This window comes from Alloacidobacterium dinghuense (assembly GCF_014274465.1).
Taxonomy (GTDB): Bacteria; Acidobacteriota; Terriglobia; order Terriglobales; family Acidobacteriaceae; genus Alloacidobacterium; species Alloacidobacterium dinghuense.
Genome location: NZ_CP060394.1, coordinates 5,785,972 through 5,801,996, shown reverse-complemented (window position 1 = coordinate 5,801,996; position 16,025 = coordinate 5,785,972). Strand labels below are relative to the sequence as shown.

Below are 16,025 nucleotides of genomic sequence, written 5' to 3'. Positions count from 1 at the left end.
AGGAATCGTTTCCTCCTATGCTTCATGGCAGATGGATCGTGGTCTTCGTAGTATCTATGTCTTTTGTTGCCCGAGGGCAACAGAGTCAGTCATCCGTTGCGTCAATCGAATCTTTAATTCGCGCACAGCAATATAGTGCGGCCCTGGATGCTACCCGATCGGCCTTGCATGAAGATCCCAGGAATTACCGGTTGTGGACGGTGGAGGGCATCGTCCTTTCCATCCAGGGCCAGCGTCCAGCGGCGCTAACAGCCTTTGACAGGGCGCTTAGCTTTTCTCCCACGTATCCAGCAGCTCTAAAGGGCAAAGCCGAGATTCTGTATCAGACACAGGACAAGCGCGCCATCCCCGTTCTCAAGGAGATTTTGAGCGCAGATCCGAGAGATGAAACCGCGCATGAAATGCTGGCCGTGCTGGAAACAAAGCAAGGCGATTGCGATATCGCAAACCAGCATTTTCTTGCCAGCACAGACGCGATGAAAGATCACCCCGGGTCGCTTGAGGCCTACGGTTATTGCCTGGTCCAAACAAAGCAACCGGAAAAGGCGGTTCCGGTATTTGAACAACTCATGGCGCTGCACCCGGAAAGCACAGATACAAAGTATGATCTCGCGGTGGCTCAAGTAGAAGCGGGACGCTATTCGGATGCCGTCAAAGTCCTTGAGCCATTCCTTCAGGCAGATTCGCCGGACTCGGATCTTTTGAGCCTGGCATCTGAAGCGTACGAGGGGCTGGGCAATACTCCCAAGGCAGTCGAACTTCTTCGGCAGGCCATCGTGCTGAGTCCAACCGCAGCAAGCTACTATGTTTCCTTTGCCACGCTCTGCCTGGATCATGAGTCCTTTCAGGTTGGGATTGATATGCTTGACGCCGGCCTGAAACGCATCTCGGATGATCCTTCGCTATACATTGCCCGCGGCCTGCTCTATGCGCAGCTAGCTCAATACGACCAGGCTGAGGCGGACTTCAGGAAAGCGGAGCAGTTAGATTCGGCGCAGAGCCTGAGCGCATATGGAATCGACCTTGCCGAGATAGCCAAAAACAATCTCGATCAAGCGTTGTTGGAAGTGCGCTCGCAATTGAAAGCGCATCCGGAAAGCCCGCAACTGCACTTCATGCTTGCGAAATTGCTTTTCGAGCAAAGAACGGCGACGGACAATGTTGTCTCTGATGAAGCCATCAAAGCCGCCGAAGAGGCTTTGAAACTGAAACCGGACATGGTCGGAGCCAGAGACCTGCTCGCCGACATATACATCCGTTCCGGGCAATACAATCTGGCAATTGAGCAGAGCCGGGCCTCCTTGCGGTATTTTCCTTCCGACCAGAGCGCGATGTATCACTTGATCATCGCTCTTCGACATTCCGGGCCGGAGGGCCAGCGCGAGGTGCAACAGTGGGTCAAGCAACTCTCTGACTTGAAGCAAACCTCGCGACAGAAAGAAATGGAACAGAAGCACTTCAAACTTGTGGAAGTAGATTCACCACCGGCAAAGTAGCTTGGTGATTGTCCTCGGAGGGAGTTTTACGGTATACACTCCCCAAATGCAAGTCTGCTCCCTGCGATTTCCCTCTGCTCTGTGGCTTTTCAGTTTTCTCCTTCTCGGATCAGCATTTTCGCAATCGCGTTCGCCTGAGTATTCGCAATTGCAAAATCAGCTGGCGCGCGGTTGGAATACGTGGGACACGCACAGCGTTATGACTCAGGTGCTGCTGCCGGAAGGGCTTGCCGTGCAAATCGGGATCAAGCACCAGAGCACCGAGGGCTCTGATGGCTTTCTTGCATCCGCGCTGATCGGCCGCCAGGGAAAGGAAGATGAGCGCGTGATTCCCGGTCCGCACTCCTACAACGGTAGCTATACCGATTTGAAGCTCCTGTGGCGCGGTCATCAGATACGCATGCAAAGCGCGCATGACGGCGAGGATCTCGTGATGCTGCTCACCCCTCTTCCGTCAGTCGGAAATGCTCATCTTCCTCCGGAAGTGACCATTTCTCTTGGAATGCTCTGGAACCAGCCGGGCAAAGTTGTAAAGGAAGATGACCACCTGGAAGCACAGCTTCCGGGTCGGAACATATTTGTTTATATGTCTGGAAAAGACACCCATGATGTCAGCGTGCCTGTTTCAGGAAGCTATCTTTCTGCGGATTTGACGCAGCCTCTGGGGCTAAGCACGGGCAGATTACGGACTGTGGCCGACATACACACTGTGTTGGAACGCGAGAGACGCGCTTATGAGCAATCCGTTGCAGGTTTCGGTGATCGCGCGCCGGTAGCTGATGCCATCCAGACCGTGATTGGGTGGGACACAATCTACGAGCCTCACGGCCATCGCGTCATCTCCCCCGTGAGTCGTATCTGGAGTGTCGGATGGGGTGGTTACGTACTGTTCGACTGGGATACATTTTTTGCCGCTACACTCGCTGCAGTCGGCGACCGCGATCTGGCATACGCAAACGCAATTGAAATATGCCGCGAGGCAACGGCTCAGGGGTTCGTACCGAATTATGCGCGTGGCGGTGGATGGAAGAGCGAGGACCGTTCCGAACCTCCAGTCGGGGCCATCACTCTACTGGGCCTCTACAACAAATTTCACGACCGGTGGCTCCTTACAGATACATTCCCTGCCCTGCTTGCCTGGAACCGCTGGTGGGCCGAGCATCGCGATCGCCAGGGCTATCTCGTGTGGGGATCCGATGGCGAAAACCAGCCTGCGAATCTGGACGATGAGACTCGAGGCACGCGCGCTGGCGCAATCCTCGAATCGGGACTCGACAATAGCCCGATGTATGACGATGCTGCCTACGACGAAAAGGCGCATCAGCTTGAATTCGCCGATGTGGGCCTGATGGGAATGTATATTGCCGACTGCGACGCGCTGGCGGAAATCGCAAATGTTCTGGGCAAGACGGCAGAGACCAGGGAGTTGCGCGACCGAGCCGCGAAATATCGCGCCTCGCTGAGCACCTTATGGGATAACAACACCGGTATTTTTCTTAACAAGGACTTGCACACAGGAAAATTCAGCTATCGGCTTTCGCCCACGAATTTCTACCCCATGCTCGCCAAAGCAGCCACGCCGGAGCAGGCCTTGCGCATGGTAAACGAGCATTTGCTTAATCCGCGGGAGTTCTGGGGACAATGGGTGATTCCATCGATCGCGAGAAATGATCCTGCCTTCAACGACCAGAATTACTGGCGCGGCCGCATCTGGGGGCCAATGAACTATCTAGTTTACCTGGGGCTACGAAATTACCGCGAACCAAAGATCGATCAGGCCAGGCATGAGCTATCACAAAAGTCGCTTGAGATGTTCTTGAAAGACTGGCGAGAGAACGGCCACGTTCATGAAAACTACAACGGCGCAACCGGGAACGGCGACGATGTAAGCAATAGCGACCGCTTCTATCATTGGGGTGCGTTATTAGGAATCATTGATCTGTACGAGCAAGTGCAGTAGGGATAGAACTCGACGATCAATTCATAGATTTTCATTCAGTTCTGCGAACAAGAGAGAGATAGAGGCAATAGGTCAAATCAGAGCCCAAATTGGCGCAATTCGTGAGCAGTCAGTCTAAAATGTGCGGCTTGATGGGGCACTTTTTATTATGTTTAAGTTAAATGGTCGGCCCTGGAGGACGATCTTAGAACTGCGCTTCTCGATGCCAAAAGTTTTGAACTAGAGATTTCAACAAGATGAGCAGAACGTGAGAAGAATGGTCGGGGAGAGAGGATTCGAACCTCCGACCCCCTGGTCCCGAAGCATCGGGTTGCAAGTAACCCTGTTTACCCTTCGACTTTCCTTGACGCCCGCAAACCCCTGTGAATGTGCGTCTAAGAACCACACTCAAAGGAATTTGACATCCTCTGTTTTCCCTAGAGTGACCTACTGTGTCCCCACAAAATCACCCACAGTAAGCCATCCGCCTTCCGGGGTCATGCGGGAATAATGCCGTACTTGATAGCCAAAAAACTGCTGAAGGTCATCCGGACATCGTCGCCAGTTCTTGCCACGCAAGCAGTTTGAGGCGGCAACGTAGGTTAAAGAGCCGGACAGCCCGCATGACTCGGTACATGCTTCGACCAAATCGGGGCGGCGAGCGTCACAAAATACGCAGAACGAACAGCCAGTCGCGTATGCCGCCAGCGACCCTCTTATTAGCTGATAGCGGGAATGTCTTCCGTTGCGGCACAGACAGATCAAAGACGCGTTCCAGATCGCGATATCGAGAGATGAGGTCGAATCTTGCCGACTGAAAGTCCGATTCCATCAGCTTTACTTCAACCATCAACTGATCCAGCCTCATGTCAACCTCGGTGCGGTCATGCTTGCCGTTGTGCCAAGTAGTTCGTGATTTGAATCGGAATTCCGGCATCGCCTTTGACTCGGCCCCGAGCGATCGCCTTGACGAACACAGACGTGTCCTGACCCACGCCGGGATTTCACAATGTTCTCGCTAAGTCTCCGCGTCATCATCGATTTCAATCAGTGGCTGTGCGATCTGCCACACCGGCACAAGATCATCGTGCCGGCAACCACGAGACGTTTCTGCATATCAAGTCTGGCAATCGGAGTCTGCTTGACAATGCGACCGTTCTGATCAATACGACCGTGACGGTCGCCAATCTCCGCATCTGGGGTTCGCCCTCGACGGGTGATGCAGTAAGTGTGCATGCTGATGGGCTGAATCTTCGTTGCCCTTTACACCTGTCTCTTGCTGCGTGTCCGAACGAAGAGCAACACAGTCATACCACCCGTGAGGGCGTACATCGTTGAAGGTTCAGGAATCTGCTGCGTGAAATTTGGTGAAAGCTCCCAAGGGCCGCCGTGAGTTAGAGCGAGCAGCGTGGGAATGACAAGCACCCAGAACACTGAGGCTGCCGCAAATATCCAGAGAAATCGCCGATAGACATCTTGTACGTCCCTAACCTTGAAAAACGCTGGAACCGCAAAGAGGGCAAGAAACGCCAACCTGAGGTACGTGAATTGCGCGTGTGTTGGGCCGTCCGCCACCCAGATAATCCGATGATAGCCACTGTTGAGGCCGGTGTAGAGAATTTTGAGGGCCGCCGTCTCCCAGAGAGCACTGTTGAAACTCCCGGCAGCGAAAATAAAAAGTACAATCGACACACTGTATCGAAAAATTGTCTTGCTTCGATCCATTCGTTGATTCCTCCTACCTGAACTCTGCGGAGTTGTCCCAGAAATGGCGAAGATTTCGATCCAAATATTTTGTGTATCGTTCTGGTCTTGACTTGTGTAAAGCGTAACGCTACACTTAACGTATGATCGTTAGTTTTCGGCATAAAGGATTGGAGAAATTCTTCCTGGCCGATCGGAAAACTGGCATCCAACCCGCTCATGCTGACAAGTTACGCGAGCGATTGACCGTCCTTAATGTGATCAAGAAGATAACGGACATTCCAGTGTCGCTCGCTACAGCATGGGATGTGCATCCTTTGAAAGGCAACCTCAAGGGTACTATGGGCTCTCTGTGAGCGGCAACTGGCGGCTGACGTTCAGGTTTAACAGGGATGAAAACGTGGAGTTGGTGGATTACATTGACTATCACTAGGGTACAGGAGGAGCAATATGAGGATGATGAATCCGGTGCATCCGGGAGTGATCTTGCGAGCATCGCTAGGTGACATGGATGTGACTGATGCCGCAAACCGTCTCAAGATATCTCGCACGGCGCTGTCACGCATTCTGAATGGCCATGCCGGACTCTCTGCTGACATGGCCTTAAGGCTGGAGAAGTTCTTCGGCAATCCGAGCGAGTTTTGGATGGACTTGCAGAAGCAGTGGGAACTTGCCCAGGCCCGGAAGGAAGATGCCCCGGTAATCAATTCGATTAGGCCGTTACATCAAGCCGTCCGCGCTTGATGATGCGCTGATGAAAAGCCCTCGGTTCGAATCAATCGGAAGAGGCTCTGTCCACCGGATAAGACTTGAAAGCGAGCACTCGCGTTACTTCTCGCTGGTGCAAAGTGAATCAGTATCGCCACTCAAATAAGTAATCCAAGATCGAACGCGATGGGGGCATGAGCCGCGCTACGATCATCACATCCGCTGCTGCCCGTTTCCCAAGCAAGAGTCTCCATAACGTATTCAATTTATGCCGCACCCATCCCTTGCATACGGGCACATGTAACGTGACGCTACTGTTCAGGCGCACCATGTGTGGCAATGGCAATTTCTCTGCGGTTCCCCCAACAGCGCGAACGCCTGCACAGAGACTCTCGTAGATTCCTTTGCTGATATTCGGCGACATTCGAATCCCGGGAGGCCAAAGCCAAACCTGCCGATGAAACCCGGCTCGTCAAAATGCGTTCCTCCCCCCCAACTTAGTGCATACCGGGCCATCATTGGCAGCATGCCAGGGCCGTCGTCGATGAAAGCAATCGCCTTCACAAGTTCTTTGCCCTTGGTGGACTTGTCGAAAGTGATGTGGATCCGATGGGCACCTGCTTCTATCGAGTTGTCTGCAATCTCGCGACCTGCAGCGGCGGTATTGCGGTACCCATTGCGGCGCTGCGATTCCAGCGCCTGCATAGCGTTAAACAGGGGATATTCGAATGTCGGTGGAAGTTTCGCCAGATACTTTTTCTGACGGTCGATTTCGCTCAGAAGACGGTCGCTAACAAGAGTTGCCATTTTGGTTGTCCTCACTTTGGCTGCGCGTTGGCAGCAGGATTCGGGCTATCGCCCTCACCTATGTATGTCCACCGTGTCGGCAAATGTGAGCGGTAAGTATGGAAACTTTTTTGGGGATTTCTCAGGCGAACAGAGGCAACGCATCTTCCTCTAGGCCCGGGAGATCAACGCGGGCGGAATGCTGGTAGGGCAAGCGGATGTCGTTCACAGCCACGATATCGAGCAACTCTGGACGCCTCTCAACCCTTGGTGACAGCCATCTGGACCCCCAGTAGCGTGCAATGGCGCGGGAGACCTCTCGCGAACCCCGTTGAGGCAGTATGTAACGCGGATTTTTCTCTAGCCCAACGAGCACCCCTCGGAAGTTAAGAGCAAGAGGAACCCCATAGATCAATCTCGGATTACCGTGATTTAGAACACGGTCTGAGGGAAAGCCGAGGAAATCCAAACCATCTCGTATCTTTCTCAGCCTTGGACTGACGCCTTCGCCGAAAATACTGTTTACACGGCGTCCTCTACTGCTTTGAGCCAGGAGCAGTTCAAGTTCCCTAACCGTTTCTGCGCAGAGATGGGAGGAACCATATCCGACACTCTCGCCAAGGTAGGCGTAGCGAATGGTCTCCTTGGCACCAGCTACTCCGCGCGGTATTTGCACTCTGTGGTACTGATTGAGTCGTTCACCGTAGAGACTGGTGGTTCCAAGCAAGACCAACCTGGGAGGACGATGAACTGTTCTTCCGGCCATCGATGAAGCAATGATGCTAGGGGCGTCCTTATAGCGTCGTGCATAAGCTTGAACGATCTCCGGACTACACAAAAGAAGAGCGGTCAACTTCCCTGCCAAGAGCGGATTGTAGGGAGGAACAGCCCCACAAATGGTTATGTCCAACATGTCGATGCCGATGTGCTCTGCTTTCGACGCGCGGACGAGTGCTTCAAGGACCTTCTTTCCACCTGCATGAGCTAACAGAGCCTGCAAGGAGTCAACCTTGGGCTCATAATTCAATTCGTTTAAAGTTCGACGAACTTGTAGTAATTGGGCTAGTGTTTCACAACGTTTTGCACGGAATAAGTGAGTCAGAGCTTCACGTTTCCAGTGTCTATCATCGTACGAACGCGGCTTGTGCTTGCTTCGATGTGGAAATCGGCGGTGAAGTTCCCAAGCAATCTTTGCTTCCGCCAACAGCCTCGAAATCGAATCTTCAGTGGGCCTGCTCAACTCGCGATATGTGACATGACCAGCTTTGATCAAATCAGCTTTGTATATGGATTGTGTTAGAGTTTCCAACTGCCTAGGAACCCAGCGGGCTAACGCTATTGTCGGTTTATCTTGAGTGCTGCTAACGAAGTTAGCGGAAGTCCATCCGATCCACTTGTCTCGTTGCGAGAGTTGAACGATCGCACTGCCCAAGGCGGCTATGCCAATTATGGGGTGGTTGGGAGCAACTGCGTCGCGCACGAGCGCCAACATGCTCCTTCCTGGCACACTGTTGTAGGGCATTGCCCAGTTGTAGCGAAAGTATCGCCAGACATCCATTAGCCGAAGGCCGGTAAACTGACATCTTTCGTTTGAGTCCTCTATCACTTGCAGATAAGGATCTATGGCATTCGGAACGAGGCTGTCGGCTTGATTTGCTCGTATGGCAGCGGCCAGTTCCTTGCCATCACGCATCAAAGAGAATACGGACGTCCAGCCATGCGGGCCAAGTCTTTTCCTCTCCATCGATCTAACGAACTCCCGTACCGACTGCTTCCGCATTTGCACTTCGCGCTGGGCCAACTGGATTTGGCGTACGTATTCTCGTCGAGAGTCTTCCTCTGGACCGCTGGAGTCGGAAGCTAGAACGTTGGATCCATCGAGTTTCAACTGCCATCCGTGCCCGAGGAGATCGCTCAGTACTGATATCAACGCGCGGGCGCGTTGAGCGCGTTTGCCACAACCTGAAGCAGCCAACAAGGCAGCCTCACGTCTAGCTGTCAAGTCACAACGGTTCGATCCACTCAGGAGTTTCTGGACCGCTTCGAGTTCCTCTGGAGTTTCGCACAGTCAGAATTTGAAATAAGTGACATTCATGTTCTTCTTAGTTACCAAGGAATGCCGCGAGGGCATCGCTCCACTCCGTCCGGAAATGTCGAAACCACCAAAGTTGTTTTTGATTGCACGCACCCAATTCGACTCGCGCTGCAAAGAGGAGAGCATACTCAAACAATTCGACCTGTCCCTCATCCTCTGATTTGGCGGCCAGATACGCCGAGGTAATCGGATGATTGGGGTTAAGCCAGACCGCAATCCTCGAACCGGCCAATTCGACACGAAAAAAGGCAGTGCTTCTGGTTTCTTCGTCGATCTGTAGAAGGTAATTGGGATTTCGGACGGGAGACCTCTTTGAGGTCAGGATGCTCGGCAAATACCTGTCGCCAGTTGATACTACTTTCGGAACCTGGTGAGTTTTAGGTTTCGCTGTCCGAACAAACTCTTGGCGCACGCGAAAGTTCAAGGTTCTGGCAATGTTCTCCAGATCCGGCGTCAGCAGGCGGTCGATCTCCGGTGTGGGGCTGATCTGCTGTTTCGTGTGGTTCACACCGAACTGCTCGTCCAATTCTGGGTCGAATCTCAATTCACATCGCCACCAGTCATCGTAGTTCTCACGTCGCTTCGATCCGAAAAAGTACCAGCCGTAGGCGATTTCTCGCTCGTTACGCACTATAGAAACGCCAGCCCCTCTCGACACGCCTAGAGCCTGCTTCTCCGAATTTGACATTTCTCTCCACACCGATATGGGCAATTCAGCGAAGCGAACGCGAACGGTTGCGCTGTGATTTCCGACGGGAATCCGATATTCGAGCGGTGGACCGTAAAGCGCAGCTGAGACACCCATGTGGGCGCTCGAAAGGAAGAGGGGATCAAAGTGCTTCAGATGCTCTCCATTCACTTCTAGCGTCAAAATGCCCTGAAGCGGAAACCGGAAAATTCGTCGCAACTCAAACTTGGTTTGCGCGAGGCCCGCAGCATCGTTCAGTTTCCCACTTCTGTCGCATCGGATCAGAATCACAGCCGTCCCGTGGGTGCTCTTAGGTATGAATGGCGGACGAGCAACGCGCCGCGGCTCGGGCAATGAAACCAACGCAGATTCTTCCAGTTCATCGATATCCAAGAACGAGTGCAAAACAATCTTGTCTTTCCAAGTGTAAACGTCAACCCGTTTCGCTAGGGAGACCGAACTCGTGGGTAACCCCATGCCAAAGCGGCCAGTACCGTGACGGTCATTGAACCGCGTACTCCCGCCAAACTGAAGAGCTTTTCTGAGACCCTCTCTGGACATCCCAACACCGTTATCGGCAATTAGAATCGTCCCTCCCTGTTCTGCACTGATCGTGATCGATACGGTAGTTGCATCAGCCTGAAGGCTGTTATCTATGAATTCAGCCATGCTATGCGCGAGAGACCTGTACCCAGTTTCGCGTATTGATCGAAGAAAATTGCGGGCATCGACTAGTTCAATCATGTCTACCTCCTCGAAAAACGAATGGATGACTTGGATGAAACCTTGGTCGCAGTATGTTGATGGTTTAACATCACCTCGCAGCCGGAGGAACCAGGTCACCCTTCGTGATCGCTTTGGTCAAGAACTTCACTGGGATCTCAGGTTGCTACTTGGACATCCTCGTGTCTGCTCCAGTTTGTCATTTCGCTCCGCAGCGAGTCTGCTCTTCATGTACCCTGTGGCATGAAACTCCGTCACAACATTGGTGTTTCGGTCCAATCACAGCAAGACCTCACTACTTGGGAGATAGTCATTTCTGCGGGATCGTTAGGACAATCGGCTCTTCATCAATGTCGCCGAGCGGTCCAAGCAGCGCGGCATTCGCAAATATCGTTTCTTCGGTCGCGATGACTCCGTGGCAGCCGTGAATGTGCCCAAACACGCTTAGCCGGGGCTTCACCCTGGAGATCGCATTAAACAACTCCCGATCCCCAGCATGGAATTGAGAGTCGGAACCAGAATCCAAGATCCCGTACGGTGGTCCATGCGTGATGAGGATATCAGTGTTATCTGGAATTGTGTCGTATAGGAGTCGGCGCTCATCCGCTGAATTCACAGAGAAAGCAGGACCGAAGCCAGGCGTCACTGGTGACCCCCAGATCCGAAATCCAGCAATTTCCACGGCTTCGTTGATGAGAACGGCAGCGTTATTAACCAGCGACCGATTTGCAGGGTTGGTCTGAAGAAATGTTTCGTGATTGCCGGGAATGACCACCTTCCAGCGATGCGGCAGTTCCCCCAGCCATTCGTTGAAATCGATGATCGACCGAAGGCTTCGCGAAAACATTGTGAAGTCACCCGCGTGGATCAGGATGTCGCCCGAGGGCACGTTGAGTTCCCTGTGAAGTTCGTGTGTATCGCTGAGCAGGACAAGTTGCAGGTTGGTCTTCCGTCCCAATAATCGTGAGGATTTTCGTTTTCTCTGATCTACTTTCATCTAGAACACTGTTTGAGACAAATGACCGCTCCATATCGTCGTCACAGACATCTCGACTCACCGGCAAGACAGTTCGAAAATGCATCCGCAACAGCGTATCTGCTCAATGTACGCTGCCATAGTGACGCCGGTTGTGGATGCCACAATGCACAGATCAAGCCTCAGTTTTGGTCTTCAGTTCTCTCCCGTAACTGCGCTATTTACTCAACTGACTTCGGTGTTCCAGGCGGCCCAAGACAGGAAGGAACCGGTTGAGCAAGCCTAAGATTCTGGCCAAGCCTCTGAGCCTGCGGTTCGGCTTGTACCAGTGCGAGACGCAGGTTCTGCGGATCAAGTGTAGGTTGACACCATAGATGCCAATCTGCTCGCAGGTTGCTCGAAGCTGGCGCGTCACACGACTGAGTATTCTTGCGGGCGAAGGCCCTAGAACACCTTCTGATTGCGGCTGACGCTCTCGCCGCTGGATCAGAACATTCATTGTCTTCGGACCGAACGGCAGGGATCGTTGCGTTAGAGCTTTATTTGTGACGAGAATTCTGCGACCATCAAAATCGATGTCGGTCCAGCGCAGCAGCGCTAGTTCGCGCGGCCTGATCCCGGTATCTGCAATCACGGTTGCAACGTCGTGTAGGTCCTGCATCGCAGGATTGCGAGCTAAATGTTCAAGAACTTGGTGTAGTTCATCACGAGAAAATACTCTACGCTTCATACGAAGCTGTTTGCGGATACGTGATCGAGTTGACATGAGATGGCTCCTTGCGAGTCTTGTGCGCTCTGAATCTTGTGTGCGACCTAATGGTTTTGAAAGGAATGGCCAAACGGTCCAGGTTCCGGCTGCTGTCTACCGTCCACAGGACCTGACGCAATTTTTCCCCCAGCAGAGTTGACCTCGGCGAGTTCGTAGGTTCAGCGTGGATCTCGGATGGCAGCTTAGGTCCAAGTCTCATTCGTCGAATAATCTCAGCATGGATCCGGGCGGCATTCCGTGCGTCAGCCAGCGCCGTATGGGCAACGCCATCGAAATGCAGACCAAGCATACTGAGAGCGCTTGTAAGGCTGGCTTGTTGCCGCAGAAGAAAAAGACGCCAAAAGAGGTGGCTTAGGTCAATCACATTCCTCATGGGGCTGCGTAACCCATGGGTCCGACACGCCTCGGTCAACACATCGTTGTCGTCGCGTCCCCATGTGCAGCAGAGCTTTTCGGACGGTGAGAACTCGGTTACAAAGGCGTTCAAAACCTCCTGGAAGGCCCTCGCCGACTTGAGATCCGTCGCTAAGATACCAGTGATGCGCGTGCAACGGCTGCTGATGTCCAGGTGGCGCGGCCGAACCAGGTATGAGGCTTCTCGAACGATCTCTAGACTGTTAAGGTTTACCTCAACTGCGCCGATCTCGATGATCTCCCGTACTCTGCCCGCAGGTGGGTGGCCATCCCAGCAGGTCCATTCGAGATCAACATAGATTGCCCGCTCGTGCATTTCTCTTACATTCTTCATTGCCTTCTTTTCATTTCTCCTTTGTTGGCAAAAGTCGAATTTGCTAAGGGGAAGGCTCGCTGGGTGAGTCATGCGCTGATGTCGGTCAGGACAGCGACGCGAGATGGGATACCGTTGCAATGCATTCTGTCGTCATTCGAAGGCTTGGCGCTGAGTTTCGATGTTGCCGCTGGAGTCTTCAGCGATCCGGCCTAAATTGCTCGATCTTCGTCTAGCGCGGGTCCATAGCCCTCGTTAAGAATGCGCTGAATTTCGGATTCCGGAATCCGAACAGAGCGGCCTATCCGATAAACGGCGATGCGGCGTGCACCGATCCAATTTCGGATCGTCTTGGATGCAATCTGCAGCCGATCGGCTGCTGCTTCTATAGCGTGCAACTGTTCTGTGTGAGGCAGTGGCATTGAGCGTCCTTTCAAGTTTTCCCAATGCACATAAGATGTACTATCCCTCCGTCCTTAGCAACGATGTACTTTCAGTGTGAAATATGGTAAAAGACACTGACGTACTATGCCGAAGAGAATTTACAACGTGGGTCGGCTCCTGAAGGCGAGCGATTTGCTGACAGATCCGCTCACGGCATTTACCGCAGCCATGAATCCCGCCCTCTGCGAAGTCAAAGCGTCTATATTCGCACGGGCTCTGCAACTCCTATGCATGTACGACCCAACGGGCCCGCTTGATCTATCTGGTGATCCCCTACAGGCATTGCCCTTTTTTTTGCAGACAATCCAGCAACTTGTCCACGAATGGGCCGAATGCGAAGAGACTCCAATTCTCGATGCGCCGGAGGAGCACAGCCGGTTGGAACCTTGGCTGGACCGATATGAGAGCACTTACCTCAGAATTCGATTGGCCCAAGTGCAGCGCCCTTTCACTGTCCGCCTTAAGGTGGTTAACCATCGTCTTTTCTCGGGTGATGGATATTTGCCAACGTTCGTGGGAGTGGCGTCCTATCAGGAGACGGCAGAGGTGGCGGCATTAGCTCTGTTTGGGGATTTTCTCGCTAAAGAACGGGACACGATTGGATTTTGTGAAAAGTGCCATTCTCCATTTCAATCTCGGTCAAATAAGCAATATTGCAGCCCGACGTGCGGTCGTCTTATCTCGTCAGCGGTCGCACATAGGTCTCGTGTTCGGCGACAAAATAAAGAACGGCTTATAGCAGCGTCAAAGGCTCTGAAGGTATGGATTGCCCATCCCACACGGAACGGTTGGAGACCAGCAGTCGAGGCTGCTGCGCAGGTCACCTCTCGGGATGGAAGACGATCCAGGTGGCTTACGACGTTTGCGTTGGCTGCGCAAGAGCCGATCTCCTCAAAGAGACTGGAGACTCTAGTCGATCAGTGCTTCGACAGGAATCTATATCGACACAGTCCGGATAGGCTTCAAGATGCGCGAAAACGAACTGAGTTGCTGATTAAGACATTCCTTGAGCAAATTCGAACAGCAGAAAAGCTGGCTCAAGGGAAAAGTCAATAATGGGGACGTTCAAGCGCGGAAGGATTTATTGGTACGAGTTCCGTTTTCGTGGAGTGAGAATTCGCGAATCAAGCTATAGTCCAATTCGGGCTGTCGCCGAACGAAAGGAACGGGAACACCGCAGGAATCTAGAACTGGGAAATGCTGGTCTCAAACGGATTGAGAGTCCGCTCAAGGTCGCTCAAGCGATAACAGTGTTGCTGGAGGAGAAAATCCCTCATTGGGAGCCTAGCACGCTCGAAAATAATGGGCGCAGTTGGAAGCACTTATCACCGCATTTCGGAAAGCTGTTGCTTGACGAGGTTTCTGCCCGGGACATCAGTCGCTATCAATTGACTCGAAAGAAGGAGGGAGCCGGTAATCGAACGATCAACATGGAAATTGAGCTCCTCCGCCAAGTGATGATCAAGCATCGACGTTGGCAATTGATTTCACCAGATGTCCGGATGCTGAAAGAGCGAGAGGACATTGGCAAGGCTCTGAGGCCAGATGAACAGGTACGACTACTGGACGCTGCAAAGAAGAGCGTTAGCCAAAGCCTGTACCCAGCAATCCTGCTTTCGATCCATTCTGGGATGCGCATCAATGAACTGCGACACCTGCGCTGGCATCAGGTCGACCTTGCCAAAAACGAAATTGTAGTTGGGAGATCAAAAACCCTTGCTGGAGAAGGAAGAGTGATCCCACTTTCAGCTACTGCCCTTATCTGCATTAAGGAGTGGAAAGCCCGATTTCCAGAAGCGAAACTTTATCATTTCGTCTTCCCATCCGAGAGGTATCGCCTCTATCGGGATAAGGATACATTGGCGCTCACAGCAGAGGTCTATAGCCACGATCCCGCAAAACCGATGGGTGCCTGGAAGAGGTCTTGGATAAGCTGCCAAAAGAGGGCTCAGGTCTCCTGCCGGTGGCATGACTTGCGTCACACATTCGTAAGCCGGATGGGAGAAAACGGTGTTCCCGATCAGACCCTAATGGCAATCACGGGACATCTATCTCGTAAAATGCTGGAACGCTACTCACACGCCCGGATGGAGTCCAAGCGGGCAGCCGTCCGCACGCTTGATTCAACACTGGAAGCAGAGGCCGTTCAACAAAACGAATCGAGCATGTTGATCAGACCACGCTATAACCGCGAAGAACTTTACGAAAAAGTGTGGACAATGCCTGTCCGGATCGTCGCCAGAGAATACGGCGTATCGGATGCCGCAATCGCCAAAGCTTGCAGAAGACTCCAAGTTCCAGTTCCCGGTAGGGGATACTGGGCGAAGAGGGCAGCCAATCGGTCCGTAAAGCCCCGCCCTCCATTGCTCCCGAAGACTTAGGTGGATCCAAGAACTCCTCTTTGGGGTCTTGCCTGTGCCACTGGGTGGAAAACTCGCGTATGTTTATTACCGGAATTTCTCGACGAATCTGACGGGGGATCACCGCGCTTGAGGTCTAGCTGGACCAACGCCTGATTAAGTGGTTATACGAGAAAGCGATTGCCGGTTAGGATTTCCGACGTTACTCCGACCACGGGCGTCAAATCACCCTAGGTGGCAGGAATAGAAGATTTCTCTGGCGGAATTGCGAGTTTCAGGAGTAGATCATGGGGTATGCACAGTCGTTCGTGAAAATCGACATTGCTGCCGAAAATTTTTCGCCGTAACTGAATCTAACGGATACGCTTTATATATGGCCGGATGAAGTAGGCCAAAACAACGAGACCTAGTGCTGGAACACTAGGTCTCGCGAATCAGAGAAAGGAGGTCAAGATGAGAAAGCCATCCAATCCCGATTGGTATAAAAGGATTGTACCCTTGCTCGCAGTCTTTGGGCTATTTCTGAGCGTCTTGGTAAAGGCCACAACTCTTTATCACATATTCAGAACATAGGTCTATGCCCTATTGGATTCGCGGCCCTCGGGCCGCG

The 16,025-nt window shown here is 52.7% G+C and carries 15 protein-coding genes; 5 read left to right on the top strand and 10 right to left on the bottom strand.

All coding sequences use genetic code 11. The features are described 5' to 3' along the window. Positions 1–17 precede the first annotated feature (17 nt). Positions 18–1,496, top strand: coding sequence for a tetratricopeptide repeat protein (locus H7849_RS24385; protein WP_186743053.1), 1,479 nt, complete (start codon positions 18–20; stop codon positions 1,494–1,496). 148 nt (positions 1,497–1,644) lie between these two features. Then, positions 1,645–3,456, top strand: coding sequence for an MGH1-like glycoside hydrolase domain-containing protein (locus H7849_RS24380; RefSeq protein WP_186743052.1), 1,812 nt, complete (start codon positions 1,645–1,647; stop codon positions 3,454–3,456). A gap of 426 nt (positions 3,457–3,882) precedes the next feature. Here H7849_RS24380 and H7849_RS27760 read toward each other — a convergent pair whose 3' ends face one another. The 3 genes from H7849_RS27760 to H7849_RS24370 all read right to left on the bottom strand — a co-directional run bounded on the left by H7849_RS27760 (position 3,883) and on the right by H7849_RS24370 (position 5,160). Further along, entirely contained in the window at positions 3,883–4,200 is a 318-nt protein-coding gene (locus H7849_RS27760) for a PGN_0703 family putative restriction endonuclease (protein WP_490337728.1), read from the bottom strand. Then, a complete protein-coding gene (locus H7849_RS24375; protein ID WP_490337739.1) occupies positions 4,100–4,414 on the bottom strand; it encodes a PGN_0703 family putative restriction endonuclease in 315 nt (104 codons plus the stop codon). Before H7849_RS24375 ends, H7849_RS27760 begins: the two co-directional genes overlap by 101 nt. 284 nt (positions 4,415–4,698) lie before the next feature. Further along, the gene (locus H7849_RS24370; protein WP_186743050.1) at positions 4,699–5,160 is read right to left on the bottom strand and encodes a PEP-CTERM sorting domain-containing protein; all 462 of its coding nucleotides are present in this window, start codon (positions 5,158–5,160) and stop codon (positions 4,699–4,701) included. A 122-nt stretch (positions 5,161–5,282) separates the two neighbouring features. Between H7849_RS24370 and H7849_RS27690 the strand changes: the two genes are divergently transcribed. Next, a complete protein-coding gene (locus tag H7849_RS27690; RefSeq protein ID WP_285288916.1) occupies positions 5,283–5,495 on the top strand; it encodes a type II toxin-antitoxin system RelE/ParE family toxin in 213 nt (70 codons plus the stop codon). 94 nt (positions 5,496–5,589) lie between these two features. Continuing rightward, positions 5,590–5,883, top strand: coding sequence for a HigA family addiction module antitoxin (locus H7849_RS24360; RefSeq protein WP_186743049.1), 294 nt, complete (start codon positions 5,590–5,592; stop codon positions 5,881–5,883). A gap of 282 nt (positions 5,884–6,165) precedes the next feature. Here the strand turns inward: H7849_RS24360 and H7849_RS24355 are convergent, their stop codons facing one another. The 7 genes from H7849_RS24355 to H7849_RS27685 form a co-directional block, all read right to left on the bottom strand. Next, the gene (locus H7849_RS24355) at positions 6,166–6,654 is read right to left on the bottom strand and encodes an ATP-binding protein (protein ID WP_186743048.1); all 489 of its coding nucleotides are present in this window, start codon (positions 6,652–6,654) and stop codon (positions 6,166–6,168) included. Positions 6,655–6,775: 121 nt separating this feature from the next. Beyond that, positions 6,776–8,377, bottom strand: a complete 1,602-nt coding sequence (locus H7849_RS24350; RefSeq protein WP_186743047.1) for a Druantia anti-phage system protein DruA — start codon at positions 8,375–8,377, stop codon at positions 6,776–6,778. 358 nt (positions 8,378–8,735) lie between these two features. Beyond that, positions 8,736–10,160 carry an ATP-binding protein gene (locus H7849_RS24345; RefSeq protein WP_186743046.1) on the bottom strand — a complete coding sequence of 475 codons (1,425 nt, stop codon included), beginning with the start codon at positions 10,158–10,160 and terminating at the stop codon, positions 8,736–8,738. A gap of 289 nt (positions 10,161–10,449) precedes the next feature. Continuing rightward, entirely contained in the window at positions 10,450–11,136 is a 687-nt protein-coding gene (locus H7849_RS24340) for a metallophosphatase domain-containing protein (protein ID WP_186743045.1), read from the bottom strand. 196 nt (positions 11,137–11,332) lie between these two features. Continuing rightward, positions 11,333–11,881 carry a site-specific integrase gene (locus tag H7849_RS24335; protein WP_186743044.1) on the bottom strand — a complete coding sequence of 183 codons (549 nt, stop codon included), beginning with the start codon at positions 11,879–11,881 and terminating at the stop codon, positions 11,333–11,335. Beyond that, positions 11,835–12,632, bottom strand: a complete 798-nt coding sequence (locus H7849_RS24330) for a 3'-5' exonuclease (RefSeq protein WP_186743043.1) — start codon at positions 12,630–12,632, stop codon at positions 11,835–11,837. Before H7849_RS24330 ends, H7849_RS24335 begins: the two co-directional genes overlap by 47 nt. Before the next feature lie 191 nt (positions 12,633–12,823). Continuing rightward, positions 12,824–13,033, bottom strand: coding sequence for a helix-turn-helix domain-containing protein (locus tag H7849_RS27685; protein ID WP_186743042.1), 210 nt, complete (start codon positions 13,031–13,033; stop codon positions 12,824–12,826). A 1,077-nt stretch (positions 13,034–14,110) separates the two neighbouring features. Between H7849_RS27685 and H7849_RS24320 the strand changes: the two genes are divergently transcribed. Next, positions 14,111–15,436: a tyrosine-type recombinase/integrase gene (locus H7849_RS24320; protein WP_186743041.1), complete on the top strand. Its 1,326-nt coding sequence runs from the start codon at positions 14,111–14,113 to the stop codon at positions 15,434–15,436. Positions 15,437–16,025 lie beyond the last annotated feature (589 nt).

What these genes read in the sequence shown, in the direction of transcription:
- H7849_RS24385 (WP_186743053.1), top strand. Translation starts at nt 18, where the DNA reads ATGCTTCATGGCAGATGGATCGTGGTCTTCGTAGTATCTATGTCTTTT.
- H7849_RS24370 (WP_186743050.1), bottom strand. Translation starts at nt 5,160, where the DNA reads ATGGATCGAAGCAAGACAATTTTTCGATACAGTGTGTCGATTGTACTT.
- H7849_RS27690 (WP_285288916.1), top strand. Translation starts at nt 5,283, where the DNA reads ATGATCGTTAGTTTTCGGCATAAAGGATTGGAGAAATTCTTCCTGGCC.
- H7849_RS24360 (WP_186743049.1), top strand. Translation starts at nt 5,590, where the DNA reads ATGAGGATGATGAATCCGGTGCATCCGGGAGTGATCTTGCGAGCATCG.
- H7849_RS24355 (WP_186743048.1), bottom strand. Translation starts at nt 6,654, where the DNA reads ATGGCAACTCTTGTTAGCGACCGTCTTCTGAGCGAAATCGACCGTCAG.
- H7849_RS24350 (WP_186743047.1), bottom strand. Translation starts at nt 8,377, where the DNA reads ATGGAGAGGAAAAGACTTGGCCCGCATGGCTGGACGTCCGTATTCTCT.
- H7849_RS24345 (WP_186743046.1), bottom strand. Translation starts at nt 10,160, where the DNA reads ATGATTGAACTAGTCGATGCCCGCAATTTTCTTCGATCAATACGCGAA.
- H7849_RS24340 (WP_186743045.1), bottom strand. Translation starts at nt 11,136, where the DNA reads ATGAAAGTAGATCAGAGAAAACGAAAATCCTCACGATTATTGGGACGG.
- H7849_RS24335 (WP_186743044.1), bottom strand. Translation starts at nt 11,881, where the DNA reads ATGTCAACTCGATCACGTATCCGCAAACAGCTTCGTATGAAGCGTAGA.
- H7849_RS24330 (WP_186743043.1), bottom strand. Translation starts at nt 12,632, where the DNA reads ATGAAGAATGTAAGAGAAATGCACGAGCGGGCAATCTATGTTGATCTC.
- H7849_RS27685 (WP_186743042.1), bottom strand. Translation starts at nt 13,033, where the DNA reads ATGCCACTGCCTCACACAGAACAGTTGCACGCTATAGAAGCAGCAGCC.
- H7849_RS24320 (WP_186743041.1), top strand. Translation starts at nt 14,111, where the DNA reads ATGGGGACGTTCAAGCGCGGAAGGATTTATTGGTACGAGTTCCGTTTT.